Origin of the sequence: Cohnella sp. WQ 127256 (assembly GCF_024519285.1) — a bacterium.
Taxonomy (GTDB): Bacteria; Bacillota; Bacilli; order Paenibacillales; family Paenibacillaceae; genus Cohnella.
On sequence record NZ_JAMZCY010000011.1, the window covers coordinates 1 to 24,917 of the forward strand.

Annotated in this window: 19 protein-coding genes and 1 rRNA gene; 1 reads left to right on the forward strand and 19 read right to left on the reverse strand. The window is 46.7% G+C overall.

From position 1 onward, the window contains the following. From M1K58_RS26180 to M1K58_RS26215, 8 genes are all read right to left on the reverse strand, one after another. Window positions 1–116: ribosomal RNA gene (locus M1K58_RS26180) — 16S ribosomal RNA — on the reverse strand; the annotation flags it as partial. Window positions 117–332: 216 nt separating this feature from the next. Continuing rightward, on the reverse strand, window positions 333–479 hold the full coding sequence (locus M1K58_RS26185) for a hypothetical protein (RefSeq protein WP_256761847.1): 147 nt from the start codon (window positions 477–479) through the stop codon (window positions 333–335). Between the two features lie 56 nt (window positions 480–535). Next, entirely contained in the window at window positions 536–1,939 is a 1,404-nt protein-coding gene (locus M1K58_RS26190; RefSeq protein WP_256761848.1) for an NAD-dependent malic enzyme, read from the reverse strand. Window positions 1,940–2,041: 102 nt separating this feature from the next. Beyond that, window positions 2,042–2,938, reverse strand: a complete 897-nt coding sequence (locus M1K58_RS26195; RefSeq protein WP_256761849.1) for a carbohydrate ABC transporter permease — start codon at window positions 2,936–2,938, stop codon at window positions 2,042–2,044. 17 nt (window positions 2,939–2,955) lie between these two features. Beyond that, window positions 2,956–3,915, reverse strand: coding sequence for an ABC transporter permease (locus M1K58_RS26200; protein WP_256761850.1), 960 nt, complete (start codon window positions 3,913–3,915; stop codon window positions 2,956–2,958). Between the two features lie 115 nt (window positions 3,916–4,030). Beyond that, complete coding sequence (locus M1K58_RS26205) at window positions 4,031–5,764, reverse strand: type 2 periplasmic-binding domain-containing protein (RefSeq protein ID WP_256761851.1); 1,734 nt, start codon at window positions 5,762–5,764, stop codon at window positions 4,031–4,033. A gap of 84 nt (window positions 5,765–5,848) precedes the next feature. Beyond that, window positions 5,849–8,578 (reverse strand): DUF5695 domain-containing protein, encoded by a 2,730-nt coding sequence (locus M1K58_RS26210; RefSeq protein ID WP_256761852.1) that lies wholly within the window; start codon window positions 8,576–8,578, stop codon window positions 5,849–5,851. 47 nt (window positions 8,579–8,625) lie between these two features. Continuing rightward, window positions 8,626–10,581: a glycoside hydrolase family 127 protein gene (locus tag M1K58_RS26215; protein ID WP_256761853.1), complete on the reverse strand. Its 1,956-nt coding sequence runs from the start codon at window positions 10,579–10,581 to the stop codon at window positions 8,626–8,628. A 138-nt stretch (window positions 10,582–10,719) separates the two neighbouring features. On the opposite strand from M1K58_RS26215, the gene M1K58_RS26220 reads away from it, so the two are divergent. Then, the gene (locus M1K58_RS26220) at window positions 10,720–11,613 is read left to right on the forward strand and encodes a helix-turn-helix transcriptional regulator (protein ID WP_256761854.1); all 894 of its coding nucleotides are present in this window, start codon (window positions 10,720–10,722) and stop codon (window positions 11,611–11,613) included. Between the two features lie 87 nt (window positions 11,614–11,700). Here M1K58_RS26220 and M1K58_RS26225 read toward each other — a convergent pair whose 3' ends face one another. From M1K58_RS26225 to M1K58_RS26275, 11 genes are all read right to left on the reverse strand, one after another. After that, window positions 11,701–12,243, reverse strand: a complete 543-nt coding sequence (locus M1K58_RS26225) for a helix-turn-helix domain-containing protein (protein ID WP_256761855.1) — start codon at window positions 12,241–12,243, stop codon at window positions 11,701–11,703. Between the two features lie 86 nt (window positions 12,244–12,329). Beyond that, window positions 12,330–13,415, reverse strand: coding sequence for a M24 family metallopeptidase (locus tag M1K58_RS26230; RefSeq protein ID WP_256761856.1), 1,086 nt, complete (start codon window positions 13,413–13,415; stop codon window positions 12,330–12,332). Window positions 13,416–13,436: 21 nt separating this feature from the next. Next, window positions 13,437–15,131, reverse strand: coding sequence for a M3 family oligoendopeptidase (locus M1K58_RS26235; protein ID WP_256761857.1), 1,695 nt, complete (start codon window positions 15,129–15,131; stop codon window positions 13,437–13,439). 11 nt (window positions 15,132–15,142) lie between these two features. After that, window positions 15,143–17,452, reverse strand: a complete 2,310-nt coding sequence (locus tag M1K58_RS26240) for a glycoside hydrolase family 127 protein (RefSeq protein ID WP_256761858.1) — start codon at window positions 17,450–17,452, stop codon at window positions 15,143–15,145. Between the two features lie 128 nt (window positions 17,453–17,580). After that, window positions 17,581–19,554, reverse strand: a complete 1,974-nt coding sequence (locus M1K58_RS26245; RefSeq protein WP_256761859.1) for a glycoside hydrolase family 127 protein — start codon at window positions 19,552–19,554, stop codon at window positions 17,581–17,583. Between the two features lie 56 nt (window positions 19,555–19,610). Next, window positions 19,611–20,843 (reverse strand): NAD(P)/FAD-dependent oxidoreductase, encoded by a 1,233-nt coding sequence (locus M1K58_RS26250; protein WP_256761860.1) that lies wholly within the window; start codon window positions 20,841–20,843, stop codon window positions 19,611–19,613. Next, the gene (locus M1K58_RS26255; protein WP_256761861.1) at window positions 20,840–21,169 is read right to left on the reverse strand and encodes a (2Fe-2S)-binding protein; all 330 of its coding nucleotides are present in this window, start codon (window positions 21,167–21,169) and stop codon (window positions 20,840–20,842) included. Before M1K58_RS26255 ends, M1K58_RS26250 begins: the two co-directional genes overlap by 4 nt. Next, on the reverse strand, window positions 21,170–21,442 hold the full coding sequence (locus M1K58_RS26260; RefSeq protein WP_256761862.1) for a (2Fe-2S)-binding protein: 273 nt from the start codon (window positions 21,440–21,442) through the stop codon (window positions 21,170–21,172). It abuts the gene before it with no gap. 12 nt (window positions 21,443–21,454) lie between these two features. After that, complete coding sequence (locus M1K58_RS26265) at window positions 21,455–22,891, reverse strand: aldehyde dehydrogenase family protein (protein ID WP_256762072.1); 1,437 nt, start codon at window positions 22,889–22,891, stop codon at window positions 21,455–21,457. A 45-nt stretch (window positions 22,892–22,936) separates the two neighbouring features. After that, window positions 22,937–23,812 carry a dihydrodipicolinate synthase family protein gene (locus M1K58_RS26270; protein WP_256761863.1) on the reverse strand — a complete coding sequence of 292 codons (876 nt, stop codon included), beginning with the start codon at window positions 23,810–23,812 and terminating at the stop codon, window positions 22,937–22,939. Between the two features lie 54 nt (window positions 23,813–23,866). Beyond that, complete coding sequence (locus M1K58_RS26275) at window positions 23,867–24,886, reverse strand: proline racemase family protein (protein ID WP_256761864.1); 1,020 nt, start codon at window positions 24,884–24,886, stop codon at window positions 23,867–23,869. Window positions 24,887–24,917: the final 31 nt, after the last annotated feature.

Genomic DNA, 24,917 nt, shown 5'->3' on the forward strand with positions numbered 1-24,917 from the left:
TCACCCGTCCGCCACTAACCTCATCAGGAGCAAGCTCCATCAGAGATTCGTTCGACTTGCATGTATTAGGCACGCCGCCAGCGTTCGTCCTGAGCCAGGATCAAACTCTCCATAATAGTGAAGCCGAAGCTTCGTATTAAAGAGCCTTGAAGGCTCAATCTTTACAACTGGTTTGTCTTCCGACAGCCGAAGCCATCTTCCGACGTTTTGTTCGTTTTCTTACGCTCGATGTTCAGTTTTCAAAGAACAATTTGTCGTTTCTTGTTTGCGTCGTTATTCCGACGCAAGAATTATATTATATCATTTCATAAACGAGATTGCAAGAGTTATTTTCAACTTCTTTTTTTACTCGCTCGCTTCATTTCCGAAGCAAGAGGTATATCATAACCCGATAGAATGCCGTTTGCAACAATCAAATATTCCCAATTTGTTTCGGAATCTATATTCATCTTTGGCCCTTCTATTAATAAGTTGAACATCGGCTACCCTTCTCTTCTATATATAGAGAGAGAGTAGCGATATCCCACTAACTCTATCATCTAAATTCAGGCGGGGTCCTACGAGCTACATTTGTCAGAATGGCCGCTTCAATGACGGCTCTGCGTACTTGAGTCACGACCTGTTCATTAAAGATACTAGGGATAATGTAAGTCTCGTTGAGCTCTGTTGCAGATACGACGGAAGCAATCGCTCTTGCCGCAGCTAGCTTCATCGGCTCATTGATTAGCCGTGCGCGGCAATCTAATGCTCCTCTAAATAGTCCTGGAAATACGAGCACGTTATTAATTTGATTTGGATAATCGCTCCGTCCGGTAGCAAATACAGCGACATGCGGGAGTACTTCCTCTGGTGTGATTTCAGGTTCAGGATTCGCCATCGCGAAAACAATGCTACGCGGAGCCATCCTTTTCACATCCTCTTCACTTAACAATCTACCTCGCGACACCCCGATAAACACATCTGCATCTTGAATCACTTCTTGAAGCGTTCCTGGTTTCGATTCCACTTGAGGCTGATCAGCAAGCCACTGCCATGCAGTATTTGAATATGTCTCACCGCGAACGATTGCGCCTTCCTTATCTACAGGCACGAGATGGTTGACGCCTGCTTGGAGCAACATTTTACAAATCGATACGCCCGCAGCACCTATCCCGTTAACGACGACGCGAATGTTATCTAACCGTTTGCCCACTACCTTCAATGCATTAAGTAACCCTGCGATAACCACAACGGCGGTTCCATGCTGATCATCATGGAAAACAGGGATTTCCAGCTCTTCAATGAGCCTTGTCTCTATTTCAAAGCAACGTGGGGAGCTAATATCCTCCAAGTTAATCCCCCCAAATATAGGGCTAATCGCTTTAATCGTACGAATGATTTCTTCCGTATCCTGTGTATCCAAGCAGATCGGGAACGCATCCACCCCGGCAAGCTGCTTGAAGAGCATCGCTTTCCCTTCCATAACTGGAGCAGCCGCATAGGGTCCAATATCACCTAATCCTAGTACTGCTGTGCCATCGCTAATAACGGCAACCGTATTCCTCTTAATCGTCAGAGAATACGCTTTGCTAGGATTATCAGCTATCGCCGTGCATACACGAGCAACACCAGGAGTATATACTTTCGATAAATCATCGCGATTCTTAATAGGAAGCGTCGGTTGAATCGTAATTTTCCCACCCAAATGTACTAGAAAGGTGCGATCCGAGATGTTAATGACTTGAATACCATCTAACTCCCTCAAAGCTTGTTCGATGATCGCCTCATCTTTATCCGCTATATCAACAGTAATATCTCGAATGGAAACATCTTGTCCCGGACGTATCACATCAATAGATGTGATATCTCCCTTTACCTTACTAATTACAGCAGCCACATCCCCAAAGCTGATCTTCCTGTGATCTAATTCCAAACGAATAATGATACTTGTTTGCGCCATTCATTAACCCACCTCTCCAATACATAGCTTCATATCTATCTTATAAAAAGAACCCTCTGTAGCCAGAGGGCTCCGCCCAATTTCATCTCATAGCGATTCCGATTATTCTTTAACGGCTCCAATCGTAATGCCGCCCATAAAGTACTTTTGCATGAACGGGTAAAATAAGATAATCGGTATCGTAACGATCATGGTTGTCGCAGCTCTAATAGATGCCGGAGTCAACTTTCTCATTCCCTCCATTTGCCTCTGTTCGTCCATTAGCTTGCTCAGTTGTTCAACGTCCAGCAACACTTTACGCAAATAAACCTGTAGGGTATCCCATTTCCCGGAGGAATTATACAGCATGACATCAAACCATGAGTTCCAGTGATTCACGGCGCTAAACACCGCAACCGCAGCAAATACGGGAACGCACAATGGAGCAATAATCTGCACATAGATTCGAAGCTCACCACACCCATCTATCCTCGCCGACTCTGACAGCGCTTCCGGCAGATTGTACATGTAGGATGAGATTAGCAGCATATAATAGGCGCTGAATAAGCCCGGAAGCCAATAAACCGTGAACGTTTCCATGAGGTGCAGACTGTTAATGAGCAGATAGGTCGGAATAAGACCGCCGCTGAAATACAAAGTGATCAGAAAGAGGACTCTAGTAAATCTTCTGCCAGAAAACCATCTCACTGTTGTTATGTAAGCTAGTAACCCCGAACAAAATAACGTCGTGACTGTCCCTACAACCACTCTTAATACGGAAATAAACGCTCCCTTACCCAAGTTGCCTTTATCGAACATATAAGAGTAGCTATCCAACGTAAATTCCCGTGGCCAGAAGTAGAGTCCTCCTTTCATCGTATCCGAGCCTTGGTTAAACGAGATAATCAATTGATTCCAGAAGGGATACAACATCACAAACGCCAGTACAACCATAAATACGACATTAAAAAAATCAAATATACGTCCGCTAGTCGTGTTTTTTACGTATGTCGCTCTCATTGCCGCTCTCCCCTCCATTAAATAATGGACATGCCTGTCATTTTCTTCGAGATTTTATTCGCTGATAATACGAGCATCAAGCCAAGCACTGAGCTCATAAAGCCAACGGCGGTTGCAAATGAATAGCGACCTTGCTGAATACCATACCGATAGACGTAGGTTTCTATGACTTCGTGATATTCTCTTGTCGCCGGAGTCCCGAGCAACAATTGCTGTTCGAAACCAGCGTTTAGCAATGTTCCAATGCCTAAAATAAACAATAACAGCACTGTAGGTCGGATACCCGGAAGCGTGATATGCCATGCCATTCCGAATCTTCCGAGCCCATCGACGGCCCCGGCCTGATACAATTCTTGGTCGACCCCTGCGATAGCAGCAATATAGATGATGGACGAAAAACCGATTCCTTTCCATAGGTTGGCGGAAGTCAGCAGTGCCCAGAAATATTCCCCTTCACCGAGAATCTTTAACGGCTCATGAATAATACCCATTTTCATCAGCACATCATTGATTATCCCTTCGCTACCGAGCATCGTAAAAATGATACTGGCAACAACTATCCATGAAACGAAATGAGGTAAATACGAAATGGTTTGAACTAATCTCTTGAATTTGATGCTTCTCAACTCATTCATTAAAAGTGCTAGTATAACTGGAGCAATAAAACCGATCGTAAGACCAAGGGAGCTAATGACAAGCGTATTACGGATAATAAGCCAAACATCAGGTAGCGTAAAAAACTCAACATAATATTTTAAACCCACAAATTTAGATTCACTTAAGCTTTTACCCGGAAAATAGTCATAAAAGCTGTAGATGATCCCATACATCGGTCCATAACAGAAGATACCCACCCATACGAGGGCAAAAAGGTTAATGATCCAGAGCTCTTTTTCCTTATACAACCGTTTTCCAATTCGATTCATCCGACCTTTAAACCCGGTTTGCTTCATACCCGTTTTAGCTTGTATCTCCATAAGTTCTCCTCTTTCGATGGATAGGTATAATACTCTTTGAAGTAGAATGCGCTTGGATCGAATGGAAATGCTATCCGATCCAAGCCTTATGAGGATTATTACTTTGTTGAATGACTTATTGATTAAATTTCTCTACATTAGATTTGTATGCTTCGGCACTGTACTTCTCGATATCATGTAGTCCAAGCTTATTCAGCTTGTCCTTTGCAGAATTAAATTTACTTACGAGATCTTCTTCTGTTTTGCTAGTAATCATTTTTGCCCACTCGGAAATTAACGTGTCCTTGATCGTGGCATTTGTGTTCGAGATCGGATCGTCACCCTTATACGTTACTGTATAAAGCGTCGAATCCCAGCTTTCGCCTTTTACATTTTCCCAGCTTAGATTAACGCCTGCATCAAGAAACTTACCCTCTTCCGTAACTGGCCACATATCGTAGACGCTCACACGCGTCACTCTTGGATCGAGGCGATCGTCCTTAATCCAGCCTCCAGGGGCGACCATCATAAAGGATTGAGCACCAAACTTCTTCTCGCGGACATCATGGAAATTTGTGTTCTTATTCGCATAATCCATCGCACTATCCTTGAAAATCCATTTACCGTCTTTTATATCCCATACGTTCTCAGGATCGGGCTTACCATAACCCGTAATCATCGTCCCAAGCGTACTCACTTCCCAGTTCAGCCACTCGATAATTTTTTGAGGATCTTTGGCTTTATCCGTAATAATCATCCGGTAATTTCCGATAAAGTTTGAAGAAAGCTCGGTTGATTTCTCAACACCTGGCGCTTTGACGCTGACGTTCATATACCGTTTTTCGATATTGTATTTGTCTTTATCTTGTTCCGCCCACGCCTCTTGACCGCCTACCCATAATTGCCACCAGGTACCGATGTTACCAATGACTCTTTCATTCGTAACCTTCGTCTGCCAATCTTCGAATTTGTTCGTTAAGAAATCCGGATCCATCATACCTTCACGATAGAAACGATTAATGTACTTAGCAATTTCCAAGCCTTCAGGTGTATTCATCCAATGCGTAAACTCACCCGTGCTATCGTTTACCTTGAAGCCATTTTTAAATCCGTAAGCGGATAGCATCCCATTGTAAAGGTTTGCACCTTGTGTATTTGTGCCCGCATTCGCGTTGTCTGATATAGCGTAAATCTTCTGACCTTGCGCGTTTGTCGGATGATTAGCCATGACTTGCTTTAACGCTTGATAGTACTCTTCAGGAGTTTGATAGATTGGAGTACCCAGCTCTTTCCACCAGTCGTAACGAATACCGAAGTCCCAGCCGGCTACGTTTGGATTCTCGCCCCACATCGCAGGTAGCTTATAAATTTTACCTTCGTCATTTTTCATTAGGTTCAGGTACTTACCCAGCTTCTCTTTCACGTTTGGAGCTGACTTTTCGATCAGATCCGTCAAGTCAATTGCCCGACCTTGCGCGATAAACTTCTCGGCCATCGCATCATCCATATTCGTAATCACTTCTGGATAATCGCTAGTCGCCAGCATGAGGTTAAGCTTCTCGTTCATGTCGATGCTGTACACTAATTTTTTGATATCAACATTAAACTTCTCTTTATAAAATTGACTCATCGGAACGGCAAGCTTATCAACCTCCGACTGATCGTCATAGCCCGCATAGAAACTAAACTTCAGCGTTTCCGTTGGAACGTCCCACCCGTATTCATTCACACCGTTCGTAGCTGCTACCCCCGAATTACCGGAGCTTGCTGTTGCCTCTTTGTCCGAATCCTTGTTGTTATTTCCGCTACTACAGCCTACTGCAGTTACTAACATTGTGAGCGCCAACATCGAACAAGCAAACTTTTTCATCGGATAGATTCCCCCATGTGTTTTTTTGTTAAACAACCGCGGTAGAAGGTGTTGCTGAAAACGCTGAAGGCTTATCGCCATTGATCATTGTTCCTTCCTTATGCAGAGGGTCGCTCCTTGCGAATCCATGATTAAGGGTAGGATCGTTTCAACACCACCCTTCATAGACAGCACTTTAGAGTTATCCTTATAAATTCCATATGAGCCTTCGGGAAGGCTGGAAACAATTAATGTAACGGTGTGCTGCTCCACTCCCTCGGATTCGATTTGGAAACGGACTTCGGAACCTTTAGCTTGGACAAATACAGGCGTTGTTGCCGAAATGTGATCTGTATCGATTTGCAGGGACACCTTCGATTCACCCAACAATACGTGGAGTTTTCTACGAATCCCATCCTTCATCGTAATTTCATATCCGTCTTCCACTTGGCGATAATCGCCTCCGTAGCAGAACAATCCGAATATAGGATCGTCAGTAAAAATCGTTGCAGCCCCTCGAAGTGCCCCACAATAACCAAGATCGATTTCGCAGGAATAATACCATGAACCGCGATGATGCTCCTGATCTAACCATGTTTGGCCATACGGGGAGGGCTCAAAGCCTCCACCTGCGCTGCCATCATTGGCTTGTCCCGGATACCAGAAGCCATAATTACTTTCTGGCGTTCCCGTATTCATGAGCGCCCATGAGCTTAACATGGAGGCATAACCCAACCGCAAATATTCATGGGGATTCGTGCTGTACTCAAGGGCATAATCGAGTAGCGCCCATCCACCCATTTGAGACATATAACTTAATGTATAAGCTCCATTAGACTCGCCTCGGTAATCACTACCATATAAGTAGTAAGCCGGAGACAGCCATCCACGACAAAATATATTCGCTTCAACCTGAGCTTCCATAAACTTCACTGCGTTACTATGTAGAATAACTTCCTCGGCGTTGCGATCCTTTATCTCGCCGACTGATTTAACCGCATGCTTCATCGCATATTTAGCTAGCGCATGTGTGCTTTCAAAACCAGTCGAATCAAACGGGTATTCTGAACCGAACATATCGCCATTTTCATTAACAAAATGAATGGTTTTCTTTTTCCAGTGCCTCTCGAGACGGTGTGCTTTTTCTATTAATCCTACTGATTTCAACTCTTCTATTAAGTCTGCAATAATTAATTCGTTGTACAGCCCAGTTTTGTAGGCTGACCACTCGCCCGTTTCCATCGGAATCGTAAACATAGCGACCGCTGTTCTGTATGCGCGTTCTAGATAAGTTTCCTTCGAAAGCTTCGTTCGAAGCTGCGGGTAATTTTTCGTAACTCGATACAGACTCCAATACATTAAGGCGATGTGCGGATAATCGTAAATTCGCCAGATGTGCGTTTTGCCTTTTGGCCCCTCATCTTCACTGGTACGAAGAGCATTCCAGTCCGGAATTCCATATATGCCGTAAGGGTATTCTTCCTCCTCTGTTTGTTGGAGGCCTCCCCACACAAAGTTCTCGATATAATATTCGAGTGCCTCAATTTCTTCCTCGACCGGGAACTCGGCATTTTTTGCGGCTAAATAAGCGGGTTTACAAAGTCCCGGATCGTCACAGGTTACCTCGTAAATGCGCCAGCCTTTAATGCGGTCGTAATTGTCAGGTCCAAGCAATACCTCGTTATCCATGTTCCACTCTGCAAGTAGTCCGTTGTACCACTTGGACGGATCACGATGCTGGCTTTTCGCGATAAAGGCAGCTCGTTTTTGAATTAGCGTTTCAATCGGCTCCGTAGTAAAAAATTCTAAGTAGGTTTGTTTGCCCCCACCGTACTTTACCGTCACGATGTTCTCGCCTAGCTTCTCGAACTTCACCTTATACACATGCAAGTCTTCGCTTTGCTTACCTATATACGTTAGCTCCGTGGCATCAGGAAACTCCGGTGTCACCGATTCAATCGGCTGTTTCGTCCGTAGATAGAACATCGCATGCAAATCGTTCGGCACTGTCATGCCAGGAATGACTTGAATGTCGATCAGCCCTTCATCTACGATCGTATTGCGCACGTCGTCATAGTCCTTAGCCCAATGGAACTTAAAAGGATACGTTACTGAATCACCTTGCTCCCCTTGGGAAGCGAGAATTGCACTCGTATTCGGCTGGCGCCATTTCGTACCTTTCTCTTTGGCAACTTGCCCTTGGGCCGCTGAATGAATATAGGCTTTGAACTGTCGGTTTCCCTTCTTACCTTCATCCTCTGAATAAAGATCAAAGTATTCCAGCTGTGAGTCATTTGCCGGTGTCAGGGTCAGATAAGGACCCACACTATTACAACGCATCCAGAACATATATGAATTATGGCCTGATATGAGGCCATGTCGCAGTACGCTTTCATGTGGCTTAGTTCCCCATTCGTAAGCTGAATTCATCGGAAAGGGGATCGACAAGTCGCCAATTTCAATCGGTTTATTGGATTGGTTAGTTATTCCAATGGTGTAATTTAAGCAATCTTGAACGATTTCAAACGAAATTTCAAGTCTAATATCTAGTTGTCCGTCTTGAGCGGAGTCATAACGAGAGTCGTATTTTAGACCGTCCGTGGAGACGGCTGTTCCCACAAAGCCTTGTTGTGCTAAATCTAAAGTGCTTAATGATAACCAATCCCCATTCGGCTTTCGGTAGGTAACAAATACGTCCCCAAAGCGTTTGTCCTTCAAAATATATTGTGTATCATGCGCATCTCGTAAATATTTAAGGCTAATTACTGCTCCATCTTTGAGGCGAATGTCAAAGCTGCTTTTAGCCATAATATCGATTTTGCTTTTATCGACCATTCTATCGGGACCCGCCTTCCTGTTCGTCATGAGGTAACTGCGTTAGCTTACTCCCTTACCCATACGGCCATTTCACCACGACCTCGATTGGCCCACGCGAAATAAGGAATAAATTTTACCGTTGTAGGCAGGGATTGTCCACGTTTTTCCGACTTATAGAGCTGATTGCCCCAGTCGGTAGAGGGTATCTTAACGCCTTTCGCGGTAATCGTCTGCAGTCCGCCGAGCAGCTCAGGCTCAAATTCCACTGAAAATTCACATCCCCCATCCAATGTAATATGGTGTAAATTCGCTCCGTTGTCCGCTTCCTCCACACAATATACGATTGGGCCACGTTGCAACGCGATCTTGCCTACCGTTTCACGAACAGAGGGATGTGCTCTCATTCGTGTGACTGGCATCGGTAGCGACAGCTCGATAACATCTCCCGGCTGCCATGTTCTCGCAATATGCGCATATCCGTTAACGATGGTTGGTTCTAGTGAAATGGAATGACCATTAATCAAGACTGACGCACCCGGACACCAATTCGGAATTCTCAATGCCATTGTAAAATGGGCAATTTGTTCTCCTTCATATTTGAAGAGGACGTCGCCATCCCAAGGAAAATTCGATTGCTGTGTAAAATGGATAGGCTGGCCATCTAGCTCACACTCTAGCTCTCCACCAATATATAAATGCGTATAGATCGTTCGATCTTGAACCGAAACGATATACCGATTTAGTGAGGCTAACAATCTTGCAATATTGGGTGGGCAGCACGCACAGCCAAACCACTCCTGCCTTACGGGCTTCACATGGCTGAACGTGTGGTTCTTGTCACATGCATCCGGCCAAACCTCTAACGGGTTGACGTAGAAGAATCGTTTGCCGTCCCTGGACATCCCACTAATGACGGTATTGTACAGTGCCTTCTCCAGCACGTCGGCATACTCGCTTCTCGGCTCTAGCAGAAGCATGCGCTGTGCAAACATGATTAATCCGATCGATGCGCATGTTTCAGCGTAAGCGCTGTCATTTGGGAGGTCATAATCAAGAGAAAAGGATTCCCCGTGGGACATCGATCCGATCGCCCCTGTAATGTACATCCGTTTCTCTACGATACTACTCCACAATCTCTGACAAGCTTCAAGTAACTGTTGATCGCCTGTTTCCGCAACGATGTCTGCCATTCCCGAATACATATACACAGCCCGGACAGCATGTCCTTCAGCCGATGTCTGCAACCGTACTGGCAAATGTGCTTGGCTGTAAGAAAGATCTTGAGCCATATCGAGAAACGGAAAATGCACTTTACCTTCGCGTTGTTTCAGTTCCTGCTCATAAAAACTTGGTTCTTTCCCACGTTCATCTATGAAAAATTTACTTAAGCTTAAATATTTTTCGTTTTTTACAACTCTGTAAAGCTTAACAAGAGCTAGCTCTACTTCTTGATGACCGTCATAGCCTTGAATTTGACCGGGCTTCGGACCAAATACCGAATCAATGTAATCCGCCATCCGACAACAGACGTCCAGTAGCTTTCTCTTCCCCGTTGCTTGATAGTAAGCAACTCCCGCTTCGATGAGATGACCGGCGCAGTACAATTCGTGACATTCCGCCAAGTTCGTCCATCGTCCATCCGGTTCTTTAATCGTAAAATAGGTGTTGAGATAGCCGTCCTTCTGTTGTGCTTGGGCTATAACGTCAATCAATTCGTCGGCGATACGCTCCAGCTCCGGATTAGCCTCAGACTCTAGCAGGTAGCTAACCGCTTCTAACCATTTTGCGATGTCACTGTCTTGAAATACCATACCGTTAAAGCTTCCTTGCTCCAATCCAGCGGCAATTTTCATATTCCGTATCGCATAGCTTGGAGCAGCACCCTCTACTCGGTCATTCAGCGCTTCCCATTGATAAGGCACCACCACATCACGTACTAGACGAATATACGAAGTCCAGAATGAATCCCTAATATCTAGTTTTTTTAATTGAAGCGATTTGTTTAATGTTGTAGGATTCATTATATCCTCCCTTTTCAGATGCAATTCAACCTTGTGGAATTCGATCTGTTTCCTATGGTACCTAATGTGTCATCTGAATTACATACTAAATTCCAACTCGATTTTCTAAAATATCAACCTAATGTGAGGCGAGAAATAATGTCTATTCCCATACTGCACTTTATATCTCCACCAGTGCCTTACTTCATAGATAGCGGGAAGCACCATTTCATGCCAGGAGAACGCCATATCAGTCGGAACTTCATCAGCGTGTTTGATTTGATTGTTGTGACGAAAGGGACTTTGTTTATTGGAGAAAATTCGGTTGAATGGACGGTTCGACAAGGGGAAGCGCTCATCTTGCGACCTGACGGGTACCATTATGGGACAACACCCTGCCAAGAGGAAACGGAGATCACCTGGATTCACTTTCATACGTTTGGTGCTTGGGAAGAAAGCCAAGAAATGAGTAAATGCCTTGAGAATCAATTGGCCCTTATTGAAAAGCATAAGCAAAATGCTTATTTGAACCATTGCGAGGTATGCTCCATCTTCATCCCAAAGCATTTTAAGCTTTCGGAAAGATCAATGGATGATCTGAAGCAGTTTTATGAATTGGATCATGACCCACGGTCATTGCGTAACTGGAAAAAACAAACCGCGTTCCAGGTTTTCATGCAGCATATCGATCGCGAATCTGCCTCGTCCTCTGATGCAGCAGCCATTCGACTCGCGGAGAAGGTAGAGCTATTCATCCGTCAAAACTATGCAAAAAAATTAACCAATTCCATGCTGCAAAGTGAATTGAACTATCATCCCAATCATTTGGCCAAATGCATGCTGAAAATTTACGGCATGACGCCGATCGATTATTTACAGCAATACCGAATCGAGCAAGCCAAGAAGCTGCTCCTCCAGACAAATTGGTCCATCGCACGCATCGCCGAAGAGGTCGGCTTTAATACCTCTCCTTACTTCTCTACCTTTTTCATGAATAAGGAAGGTATTTCACCCTCAAATTTTCGTAGAAAAGTGACCGGGGAAACGAAATAATGTTGAGAACTGACTTCATGCACAACGCAAATAAGGGAACCAAGGTTCCCTTATTTGCAATATGAGATGATGCAATATCTAGTAGCTCTAGCTTTGAGCTGAGCAGAACATAGACATGTATCGTACTTCATCGGATATCGGAGTAAACAAATGGTCTTCAACAGAGTCGAAGTAGAGGCTATCTCCGGGGTTTAACGTATATTCCATACTTCCTACCTTGTACTTCATACTACCTTCTAGCACATAGATAAACTCTTCACCGATATGGGATACGGTTCGCTTTGGCGTCTCCCCTTTTTTCGCGACAAAATAGAACGGCTGCATCAGCTTATCCTGCCGCTCGACCGCTAAGGCTGAGAACGAGTAGCCCTTTTGCGTCTTGACTAGCTTCAGCATCGCTGCTTCCTTCGTCGTGAAGACGGTACCGCCTTGTTCATGATCGTCCAGCAACACCGATATTTTCGTGCCTAGAGCATCGGCAATTTTGATAAGGGTACCGATAGGCGGAACGGTTTTGCCGTTTTCGATTTTGGACAATAAGCTCTTAGTAAACCCACATATGATGGCGATTTCCTCTAAGCTTCGACGCTGTTCTTTTCTAATTTTGCGAATTTTTGTCCCTAATTCCATATGATCCGTTCCTTTTCCATATCATTACATTTAACTAGATTTATTGTATTGCAAACCCGTAGAAGCGTCAATCCATTCGCCTTGACTCAACCAATTACGGTAAAACTTCTAGGAAATGTTGTCAACGTCTCCGCACCAGTCGACGTCACAAGGACATCGTCCTCGATACGGACGCCGCCGATGCCTGGCAAATAAATGCCTGGCTCAATGGTGATGACCATTCCTTCTCGCAGCTGATCACGGTTGTCTCCGTGGACGGATGGATACTCATGCACCTCAATGCCGAGGCCATGTCCGACCCGATGTGTAAAATACTCACCGTACCCTCGATCCGCGATACATTGCCGCGCAGCGTGATCCACATCCGCCAGGACGGCGTTCGGATGCATAGCTGCAATGCCTCGAGCATTCGCCTCAAGCACGATATCGTATATTTCCTTCATCTTATCACTGACATCTCCAACTGCAAATGTTCGTGTTATGTCCGAAAGATAGCCGTTAGCTGCAACTCCCATATCGAACAAAAGCATGTCACCGTGCTGAATTTGACGGTTCCCTGTCGCTCCATGCGGAAGCGCCGATTTCTCACCGGACAGCACGGTCGTCGTGAACGCCGGACCAACGCCTGCTTTCTTCATCGCATATTCTAATTCTGCAGCGATGTCCATTTCTGTGATTCCAGCTTTAACATGCTTTAATCCGTCGTGTAGCACCTGCTCGACAAGACGAGCAGCATTTCTAAGCCGCAAAATTTCGTCAGCCGATTTGATTGCTCGCATGTTCGTTAACGCCGCTTCAACGTCAACATATTGCTCGGCTTCAAGCGTCTCGGACAACGCTTCGAAACGATTCATGGTCAGATGGCTCTTTTCGACACCTAATCGTTTGAGCCCCCCGCGCAAGTGACGTTTCAGCACCTCATACGGATTTTCTGTGTCGGTATGCGTATAGATTCGCTGAACAATGGATTCCGCTTTCGCCGATTCAATATCCAGTGAGGGAACAAGTAGAAATGGCTCATCCCCTTTCGGCAATATTAATCCAAGAAAACGCTCATGCGGGTCCGAGGAATATCCGGTCAAATAATAAACATGCTTGGGTAAAGTAACGATTACGGCATCCAAATTGAACTCTTCCATATAAGCATGAAATTTATGCAAACGTTCATTCATCGGTTATCCATCCTTTTTTCTTTAGAGATGTTGATCTTCAATACGGTCAAGCCAATCCTCAATGTCACCGATTACTCCTTCTACACATCCATCGGCAAAGGGTGACAACAAATTGCCCACTTCGAGCAGCTCCAAGAACGACTTGCTGCCGCCCGTTGTACACAACGCCATATAATCAGACCATGCGGCTGTTTGATCCACATTCGCTTTCTTCCAAAGCTGGAAGGAGCAAATTCGTGCCAAGGTGTAATCTACATAATAGAATGGGAGGCAGAACACATGGCCATTCTGCAGCCACAGACAGCCTCTTTCCAAAAAGTCATTGCCCTCGTAATTGCGGTAGGGCACATACTTATTCTCGATAGCGCGCCATGCTTGCTTTCTATCTGCGGGTGAAGCTTCCGGATTTTCATAAACGTAATGCTGAAACTCATCATACGCTACACCGTTAGGAATAAAAAGCAGCGACTCACTCATGTGATTGAATTTGTACTTATCCGAGTCCTCTTGGAAAAACAAGTCCATCCAAGGCCAAGCGAAAAACTCCATGCTCATCGAATGGATTTCCCCTGCTTCCGCAGTCGGAAACTCGTATTCTGGCACTTGGTAATCTAGGCTACTGTGAACCTGGAACGCGTGCCCTGCCTCATGCGTTAGCACATCGATATCGCTAGACGTGCCATTAAAGTTGGCGAATATAAACGGAGCCTTGTGCTCACTAATTATCGCACAATAACCACCGCCCGCCTTCCCTTTTTTGCTGAGCAGATCCATATATTCGTTGTCTATCATCATGGAGTAAAACTCACTCGTCTCCGGAGACAGCTCTGAATACATCACTTTGCCGTTTTCCATAATCTGATTCGGGTCGCCTTTCGGCTTCGCATTTCCGCTTTTGAAGCTGAAGGAGTCGTCATAGTACCGAAGAGAATCAATCCCAATGCGCTTCCGCTGGCGTTCCTTCAATTTCAGTGTAACCGGGACGATTAAATTCTTGACCTGCTCACGGAAATTAGCCACATCCGCGGCCTTGTAATCCGATCGATTCAAGCGGGCATATCCGAGCTCCACGAAATTGCGATAACCCAGCTTGCGGGCAATCTCAGTGCGTAGCTTTACTAATTGATCGAATATCTCATCCAGCTCGCTCTCATGCTCTGCAAAGTAGGCAGATCTTGCATCAATGGCCTTCTTCCTTATTTCTCGGTCCGTAGATTGGGTGAAGGGAATCATCTGAGATAAGTTTCTTTCTTCTCCCTCAAACCTAATCTTCGCAGAAGCAAGCAGCTTCGTAAATTCACTACATAGCTTGTTCTCCCGCTGCAAATCTTCCAGAACTTCTGGTGAAAATGTTCGAACCGCCATCTCCGCAATACGGAATAACTGTTTCCCCCATCGCTGCTCCAATTCATCCCTAAATTTAGAACCTACCAGCGCCTTGTAATACCGAGTGATCATCCCTTGGTAAATCGGACTCGTCTCGTCGTTGAAGTCCTGTTCGTCTTTATAGAAGGAATCGGTTGTGTCGATCGTGTAACGAATATACGCAATTCCGCATGTAGATTCGTATTCACGGCGTAGCTTATTTATTTCCTTCATTAAAGAGTGCTGGTCTTGAGAGTTTTCCGCTGCTTCGAATTTATGAATAAGTTCATCCAGGCTTTTCTCCAAATTGTGAATGTCGGGTCTTTCATAAGCAAAATCTTGAAATTTCATCGTTACCCTCCCTAACCGTTATATTGCTCTCTATTCACGATACGCAAGCCAAAAACCTTACGTACTCTACGTCCCTTTTGGGCTTGGAAAGTCACTGTCATCACGTTGGCCTCGCCCACATTGGCTGCCGGAATCGTATAGTTCACATTGTAAAACTTCTCTATTTCCTTAACGCCCTCGACCCCTTCTATTAGCGGTGTACCGTTCACAAGAACGTCGAACTCACAGCCTGGCAAATCTGTAGCCGCCGAGTATGTGACAACAAGCATCATCTCTACCCGAGGATCAACCTTCATATCGAAGGAGAACCAACCATCCATGCCAGCAGAGCGGTACGCGCGGTTATGCAATGTTCCGACACCAGTAACTTCACCTTGGAAATTATGATCCCGTTCCGGCTGCATCTCTCCCGGTTGAGCAAAATCGATTGTGTTTTGCTCCAGATGACGTATGTTTTCACGTGCAATTACGTACTCTTTCTCAGCCTTATGCCATGCTTCTTCTGTGAACAAATCCCAATATACGGTGTACATTCTGTCATGCATTCGGTAGAAAGGATAAAGCTCGACATTGCGCGGATATCCGACGTTTACAGTACGAAAGGTAGCGAATTTGCCATCAACCGGCTCCAGCCATTCGGTTAAAGGCCTATCGTTCGTGATCATAACCGGTGTATAGAGATAGTTCGAAGCCTCTGGATCCTCCAGCGAACCTAATTGTCCCGCGAGCACTAATGGACCATACATGATCGCAGCCCGGTTTGGGTTGTCCGGCATTGCTTCCAGACGCAGTGTCATCGGAATTTGTAATTCCACAATATCACCATCGTTCCAAACGCGATCGATTTCAATAAAGCTTCCCGGCGTGGCTGTGGCTTCGCTAAACGTCTGCAGTTGACCGTTTATTTTGACCTCAATCCCTTGCTCTGCCCAATTCGGATAGCGAATGTTTAGCGCTAACGGCGTGGCCTGTTCGCAGGAAAGTCTCATTAGGATACGATCGTCCTCTGGATACAAGGTTTCCTGCTTCAACTCGACGCCTTGACCCTCCCAACGAAGTGTAGAGGGGATGTATTGGTTAACGAAGAGCTTATTCCCGCTATGGAAATAAATGCTGTTGTTGTGGCTCGCGTGATTTTCCATCCCCGTTCCGATACAACAAGTGAAATCCTCGAACCGTTTGTTGTAATCCTTAAATCCGCCCATATCCAACGATACGCAATAACACATATCTCCGTTGTCCGGATTTTGCGATGACAGGATGTGGTTAAACATCGCCCGCTCGTAATAATCCGCTTCTCTTGCATGACCATTCCACTGAAAGAGATGCCGCGTCAGCTTCAACATGTTATAGGTGTTACAGGTTTCGGTCGTGGAGCTCCCAATCCGATCTGATAACTCATCCGCGACACCGAAGTATTCATTAAAACTATGACCGCCAATGGCATAGGAATGATGGTGCACGACACGATCCCAGAAATATTCCGAGGTCGACTTGTACTTCTCGTCATTCGTCAGTTCATATTGCTTCGCTAGCCCGATCAATTTGGGGATTTGAGTATTCGCGTGCTTGCCCGGCAAACAATCCTCATGAGCCGCCAACGGATCTAGCACAACCTTGTGCCAGAATCGGTCTGCGAGTTTCAAATACTTTTCTTCGCCCGTATCCGCATATAAGTCGGCCAATACCTCATTCATCCCGCCGTATTCGCAAATCATCATCACTTCCATTTGCTCAACCGTGAGCTTGGCGAGCATGCCATCCAACCAATCCGCTAGCTTCACGGATACTTGAAGCGCCTTTTCATTCCCGACCAGATGGAGAGCATCACGTAAGCCAGCAAACAATTTATGTAACGTATATAATGGCGCCCATCCACCATTTAAGTCGAAGCCTTTGGATCTGATGTCTCCAGCGGAAACTTCCAAAAACAGCTCTTTGCCTCCAGGAATGCCGGACACGTAGCCGTCGCCGTGAGCATTCTGACACGATTCCAGCTCGTCTACGATATAGTCGACACGCTCTTTAAATGTGATTTCCCCTAGTGAGGCATAGAGCATTGCAATAGCAGACAAATAATGACCAAGGGAATGCCCCGACAAGCTCATTGCTTCCCAGCCATCGTATTGTTTCGCCTTAGGCTGCAAGCCTGCATATTCTCTGAATCTAGCGAGTAGACGATCCGGCTCCAGCTCAAGTAAATAGGTTTTATTCAGCTCCATTGCATGCTTAAAGGGGCCTTCTTGCAGTGTCACATCTTGCAATTCAAACGGTGTAGCAGCGAACTCAACTTTGGTTTTCACTTTAGGGTAAGTAATCATTCTATTTCCTCCTTGTTCTTCTGATGAAGCTCTTTCACTCGCAATCAAGAAATACAACGAGGAAGCCGACAGTGCCGGCTTCCCTAGATAATGAATGGTGACCTAACCGAAGTGATTACCCCTCCGCTTTAGCGCTCCCGAATCCAGACTTGCATTTCGCCAGCTCCACGGTTAGCCCAAGCAAAATACGGTATAGCCTTGATCTTGATGGAGCTCTCACTCCGTTTCTTCGCTGTATACAATGCTGCATTCTCATCGATTAGCTCACCACGTACCGCTTCACCGGTAATGACGGTAACACCGCCTAACTCATCCGGTTCGAAACGAGCGTCAAGTATGGCATGTTCAGGCAATGCAATATCAGGTAATATCGCACCGTTATCCACCTGCTCCAAACAATACACGACCGGACCACGCTGCAGTGCCACCTTACCCGCATTCACACGCACGTTCGGATTCGCATATATGCGCTTGACCGGCATAGGGAGAACGATCTGTACAACATCCCCGGTTTTCCATTCGCGATTAATCGTTACATAACCGTTATGAAGGTTTGCTTCTACTTGCACATCTTGTCCATTCACATGCACAGTTGCGTCCTCACACCAGCCCGGAACCCGTACGGCCACCGCAAATTGTCCTGGACGATCTGGAGTTACAGTAAGCTCAATCGTCTCATCCCAAGGGAAATTCGTTTGCTGCGACAAGTGAACAGAACGTCCAGCAACCTCAATGTTCGTACCACTGCCGATGTATTGATGAACATATATCGTTTGCTCGCTTTGCGAATAAATATATCGACCGAGCGAAGCAATGAGTCTAGCAATATTCGGAGGACAGCAGGCACAACCAAACCATTTTTGCCTAACAGGCTCAACATGCATTTTATCTGGGCGATTGCACGCATCTGGCCATACCTCAAGTGGGTTGACGTAAAAGAAGCTTCTACCATCCAACGACATCCCACTGATTGTGCCGTTATACAATGCGCGCTCGATGACATCTGCATATTTGCCGTGCGGATCTAGATGCAGCATCCTTTGTGCCCAAAATACGAGCCCGATTGCTGCACAGGTTTCCGTATAGGCCGTATCATTCGGTAAATCATAATCGAACGAAAACGCTTCGCCGTCATGATTCGAGCCTATCCCACCGGTAATATACATTTGCTTCTGTGTGACGTTATCCCACAATCGTTTACAGGAATCAATTAAGGTCTGATCCTGAGTGGCTGCTGCCACGTCAGTCATGCCTGCATACATGTACACTGCACGAACAGCGTGACCTACGGCATGAAGCTGTTCGCGAACAGGCAAATGCGATTGATTATATTCATAGTTATGCTTGTATAAATTGTAATAGCCTTCCTTAAGCAGCGACTCCCGGCCGAAGCGCTCCGCTCGCTGATCCGCTTCTAGCTTAAAGAAATGGGGTTCCTGGCCGCGCTCATCGATAAAAAATAAACTCAGCTTCAAATACCGCTCAACGCCTGTCACCTCGTACAACCGCATCAAAGCAAGCTCGATTTCCTGATGACCGGAATAACCACGCAGCTTGCCTACTTCAGGTCCGTATATGGAATCGATATGATCAGCGAGCTTACACACTATGTCGAGCAGCTTGACCTTGCCAGTCGTTTCGTAATAGGCTACTGCGGCTTCAATTAGATGACCTGCGCAATACGTTTCATGATTATCACGTTCATTAGTCCAACGTTTATCTGGATATTTAATTGTAAAATGCGTATTCAAGTAACCGTCGGCCTGTTGTGCTCTACCCAGAAGATCGATGGTTTCGTCGGCTAACTTCTCTAATACCAGATCGGGAGAAGTCGCAAGGCTATAGGCTACAGCTTCCAGCCATTTGGCAACGTCGCTATCCTGAAAAATGTACCCATAGAAGTCCCCTTCCGCTTCACCAGCGGCGATGCGGAAATTCTCGATTGCATGACTCGGTGCAGCGTCTTCAATACGGTCATTCAGCGCATCCCATTGATAAGGAATGACTTCATCCCGCACCAAATGCATATATTTAGTCCAAAATGGATCGTGTATTTTTACTTCCTTATACGATACATTCGTCAGCTTTTCTATTTTAACCATGTTCCTTTACCCCCTCGAATGTTGGTAAGCTCGCTTCGGTTGCTCGCTGGATATGGTCACACCCCAGCTTCATAGGTTTGCTGCCACATTCGATATATTTTGCGTCGTGCCTCAGGAATACCTGGGTGGAATTGGATCAATGCCGAAGCACGAACACGTTGTACTTCCCCTATCGCTTCCACCACTTTGCGATCGCCATCCTCACCAAGAACGCCTGCATCGCTACATATCGAGGCTGCTGCAAGCTGACCTTGTGCCATCGCCACAAGTGCGCTTTCCACACCCGTAATGTTGCCAGCTACATAAAGCCCTTCGACAGGCGTCTGCATCCGCTCGCTATGAAGCGGCAAATGACCGCCGAGCTCAGGCGTATAAATAAAAGGACAGCCAGCAACAGAGGCTAGCTCGGCCAAAGGATACAACCCGCCTGCTAGCGCAACGAAATCAACAGCTTCTTCCCTTTCGCTTCCAGCAATGATTTCCCCTTTCGCGTTCACATCCGCTAAGGTTACGGATTCCACACGATCCGTGCCATTGATCGACACTGCCGCTGTGCGTAGCTTCAATGGAATATCCCACAGCTTGATGCCGCGACGTGGAAACAAGCTAGACACGATGCCCGCCATTCCAAGTGCATATGCGATTTTGCCACCAAAGCGAAGGATTGGTGATGGTGCAAGGTGCGACAATCCCATTAGCACCTGCAAATTATTACGCGGTAAAGCAGCTTTTCCTGCTAACGGACCGCCAGGTGGAAGTACAATGCCAGCAAGCATAACGCCGCTGACAGACAGCTCGCGAGCGATAGCCATAGCCAATACGTTCACACCGATAATGAGCCCACGTTTACCTGGTTTAACATAGTGGACATTCGTCATCACCTGTGCCGCGCCGATAGACATAACTCCGGGTAGCGTCCAACCACACGTTGGCATGGGGATTTCCGCCGCGCCAGTTGCAAGCAGCACGCGAGGCGCTGTCCATGTCCCGTGCGAGGTGGACACCTCCCACAGTTGGTCGACCTTCAGCATGCCATACACCGATACACCGCAGCGGATGGACACACCTTGCGCTCTGTTTTTCTCGATCAGCTCATCGGCAATCCGCTTACCGACCCACCAATGCCCTTGCTCCTCGTGAAACTGTCCGAGCATACGGCCGCCAGGCTCCGGAAATTCGTCGATGACGGTCACACTCAAGCCATTATCCGCAGCAGCTGTTGCCGCCGATAAGCCTGCCGGGCCAGCACCTACAATAATTAAATCCGTCTGCTGTAGCTTCGGCTTCATGGCAGCTTCCTCCCGGTAATTTCATTAGCCAATTGCTGCCCCTCGAGTACGGTCATCCCATCTTCAAGTGGTGTCAGGCAGGAACGGACGATGCCTTTGCCTTGTACGCTAAGCCGGCATTCCATGCAGTGGCCAATCGCGCAATACAGCCCGCGAGGGTTGCCCGACTCCTCGTGCTTTCGCAAAGTCCGTATACCTGCTGCCAGTAACGCGGCAGCAATCGGCTCCCCACGATAGCCGGTCAGCGGCTTCCCATTAAACGTGAAGGAAACGGTGTCCCGATTCGATTTCATTCCTAATATCGGATGCTCCTGTATCCGTTCCATTTATAATTCACCCTTTGCTAGCTGGCCGAATGTAATTGGCCGAATGGGCGGACGGTACGATAATAATTCCGCATCGTGTGGCGAATCCGGATCTTTGTCGTGAACCCAAGCATCGACCAGCTGTCTGCACACACGACCTTGACAGGCGCCCATCGATGCCCGCGTTTTCATTTTTAATTGACGCGAAGTGCAGCTTCCCGTCTGATAAGCCTGTTCCAATTGTTCGATCGTCACTTCTTCGCAGCGGCATATGATCAAGGAGGATGGTTTCATAGCTGATCCTTCTTAGGCGTAGCTTACAGCGCAAGTTTTGATTTCGGTATAAAAATCCAAAGCCGCTTGGCCTTGCTCACGCGTATGTGAGCTAGATAGCTTCATACCGCCGAACGGCGCTTGATATTCAACACCGGCTGTTTCCTGATTGACGCGAACCATACCGGCTTGCGCTTCGTCAAGGAAACGATGCGCATAAACGAGGTTTTGCGTAAAGAGGGAAGCACTCAGCCCGAATATTGTTCGATTGCACAAAGCGATTGTTTCGTCAAAATCACTGGCTTTCAACAACGTAACGACCGGTCCGAAAATCTCTTCCTGAATAAGCGGATGATCTACATCAACGCCTGCTGTAATAAGCGGACTAATGTAATGACCTTCCATTGCTTCTGCAGGAGATGGTCCTTCCGCGATAATTTGTGCTTGCTCGCGTGCCAACGTCACATAAGACATAACGGTTTTATACTGACTGGCCGACGCAACCGGCCCTAGATAAGCTGTAGGATCAAGTGCAGGTGCAAGCTTGATCGCCGAAACGGCTTTTTGCAACGCCTCGACGAACGCCTCATAAATGCCATCTTCAACAATAACCCGGCTCGTCGCCGTACATTTTTGACCCGCAGAGCGGAATGCGCCACTCATGATCATCGGAATCGTTTTTTCCAGATTGGCATCATTCAATACGATTGCCGCATTTTTACCGCCCATCTCGGTTTGGTATTTAATATTACGGCGAGCGCAGATTTCTGCAACGCGCGTTCCTGTTGACGTAGATCCGGTAAAGCTGACGGCGTTTAGCGGAATTTGCTCTAGTAATACGTCACCGATTTTACTGCCTTTACCGATCACAAGGTTCAGTACGCCAGCGGGCAATTCCACAGATGCGAATATTTCAACCAGGCGACTCGCGGTAAGTGAAGCAAACTCCGCGGGTTTCCAGATAATCGTATTGCCACAAATAAGTGCAGGCGCAATTTTCCAAATCGGTATGGCAACCGGGAAATTCCACGGTGTAATGATACCGACAACGCCTAGTGGCACCCTCTTCGTATATTGCAGGACATTAACTTCACTGGAAGGAATGACGACGCCGTTCGAGCGAACGCCTTCGGCTGCATAATAACGAAGCAAGTTTACTCCACGCATGACCTCGCCGCGCATCTCCGTAATCGGCTTACCCATTTCTAAGCTTGCTAACGTAGCAACCTCAACTAAGCGCGCTTCCAAAGCCGCAGCCATTTTGTACAAATACTCCGCTCTTGCCGCTCCAGTCAAGTGAGACCAGGAGGCGTACGCCTTGCGCGCCGCCTGCTCTGCTTGAATAACGTGAGAAGCGTCGGACAAATGTAGTACGCCAACGTCCTCCTTCACTTTCGAAGGATTTTTGATTACAATTTCACCGGCATTCGGAGTGCTCCATTGTCCACCGATCCAGTTTTGACTGTTCACCATATTACGTACCTCCCCGTTTACTGCCGTCGAATTCAGTTCGTCTTATTTGTAGCTAACGGCGAAATCGTAAGCCTTCTTGATCGCTTGATAATCGGCTTCAGGCAACGGCAATCTTGGTGGACGAGTCGGGCCTACTGGGAAATCGGCAAGTTCCATCATATATTTAATCGATTGGACAAGCTGCGGGCTTGCATCGAAGTGGAACAACGGTAGCAGATGACGGTAAAGCTCAGAAGCTTCCTTCACTTTGCCTTGTCGTGCCAAGTTAAACAGCTCAACGCCTTCCTTCGGCAATGCGTTTGGAACGCCAGAAATCCAACCAGTTGCGCCGAATAGCGGTCCTTCCAATGCGAGATCGTCAACGCCGATCATCACTTCAAGATTCGTTTTCGCTAAAATATCATGAACGCGGCGGATGTCGCCTGAAAATTCTTTAACAGCCACGATGTTTTCGAACTTCGACAGCTTAGCAAGAAAATCCGGCGTTAAGTCAATTTTGTAGTCATGTGGATTGTTGTATGCGACGATCGGAAGTCCAACCGTATTCAATGCTTCATAATGGGCGATAACTTCGTGTTCCAATGGTTTGTAGTTGATCGGCGGAAGCGCCATAACACCTGCTGCACCTGCTTCTTTCGCATGGCGAACCCAAGCAACCGCTTGTTGTGTAGAAGGTGCCGCGGAGCCGACAACAACTGGCACACGACCAGCTGCTGCTGCAATTACTGTTTCTACGACTTTCGCGCGCTCTTCGTTGGACATTGTCGCGTATTCTCCAAGGGAGCCTGTCGGAACGAGACCGTTCACGCCATTCGAGATCAAAAATTCGCAAAGCTCAGTCAAACGTTTGTAATCTACCTCATAAGAATCTGTAAAAGGTGTAACGATTGCGACATAAACGCCTTCAAAACGTGCCATTGAAAATTGCCCCTCTCAAATTTTAGTGTCATTTATTTGTGTGAATCTTGAATGCTAACGTAATAAAAATCCATCAGACAACGGATCACTAGGGTCAACCACAAAATTCATCAGTCCCAAAATAAAGGCGTTCCCGGTTAACCGAGGAATAATGGCCTTATAGCCGCCATACGTCAATTCCACCATCGCTGCGCCTGTCGTTTGCGAGCCCGCGATTCCTTCATATACGACCTCTTCGCCGATATTTAGCTTACCTCGCCTCATCAACACCGCCATATGCGCGCATGCTCCCGCTCCACCAGGTGACCGATCAAATTGCTCACCAGCGAAAACAGTTATGTTACGATAATCTGAGTCTGGCTGCATCACATTGTCCCCATCGCTAATGACAACACCATGTACTCCAGTGATATCAGCTATGTCGGGGTGAACCAAATTGAGCTGTGAGTCGATTGCCCGTTTGATCGCCCCGCCCCATGCTTGCAAGTCCGGCAGAGCGCTTTCCGTAAGCTTGATCCCACCTAGTGCCTGCGCATCAACGAGGGCATAAAATTCTCCGCTGAAAGCAACATCTACCGTAAACTCAACACCATTCAGCGATATCGGAACGTCCAGGTCATGCACGAAGCTTGGTACGTTATCGAACGATACGGACTTTACTACCGAGCCATCGCAATCGGCATATGCCGTAATTCGACCTGCTGGACAATCGATCCGAATGCCTTCAGTTTGGATCGCTTCATCCAGCTGTAGCTGCCCTGTCTCGATCCAAGCGGTGACAGCAGCGATGACACCGTGACCACTTATCGCGGGAAACCCCTCATTGTTCATGAACAATAAACCGAAATGGGCATCCTCACTCGTAGGAGACGACACAATAGCACCGGTCATGCCATGATGCCCGCGGGGCTCAGCCATCAGAAGTCGACGAACCGAATCGAAGTTTCGGTGAAAATAGACCGCTTTGGCTTGCTGTGTAGCACCTACCATCTGCGGTATACCACCGGTAACGATTCGGAGCGGCTCGCCGCCGGAATGGGTATCTATTGCCGCTAACCATTTGTTGATTTCCATCGTTGCGTGCCTCCCAAGGCTAAGGTAACTT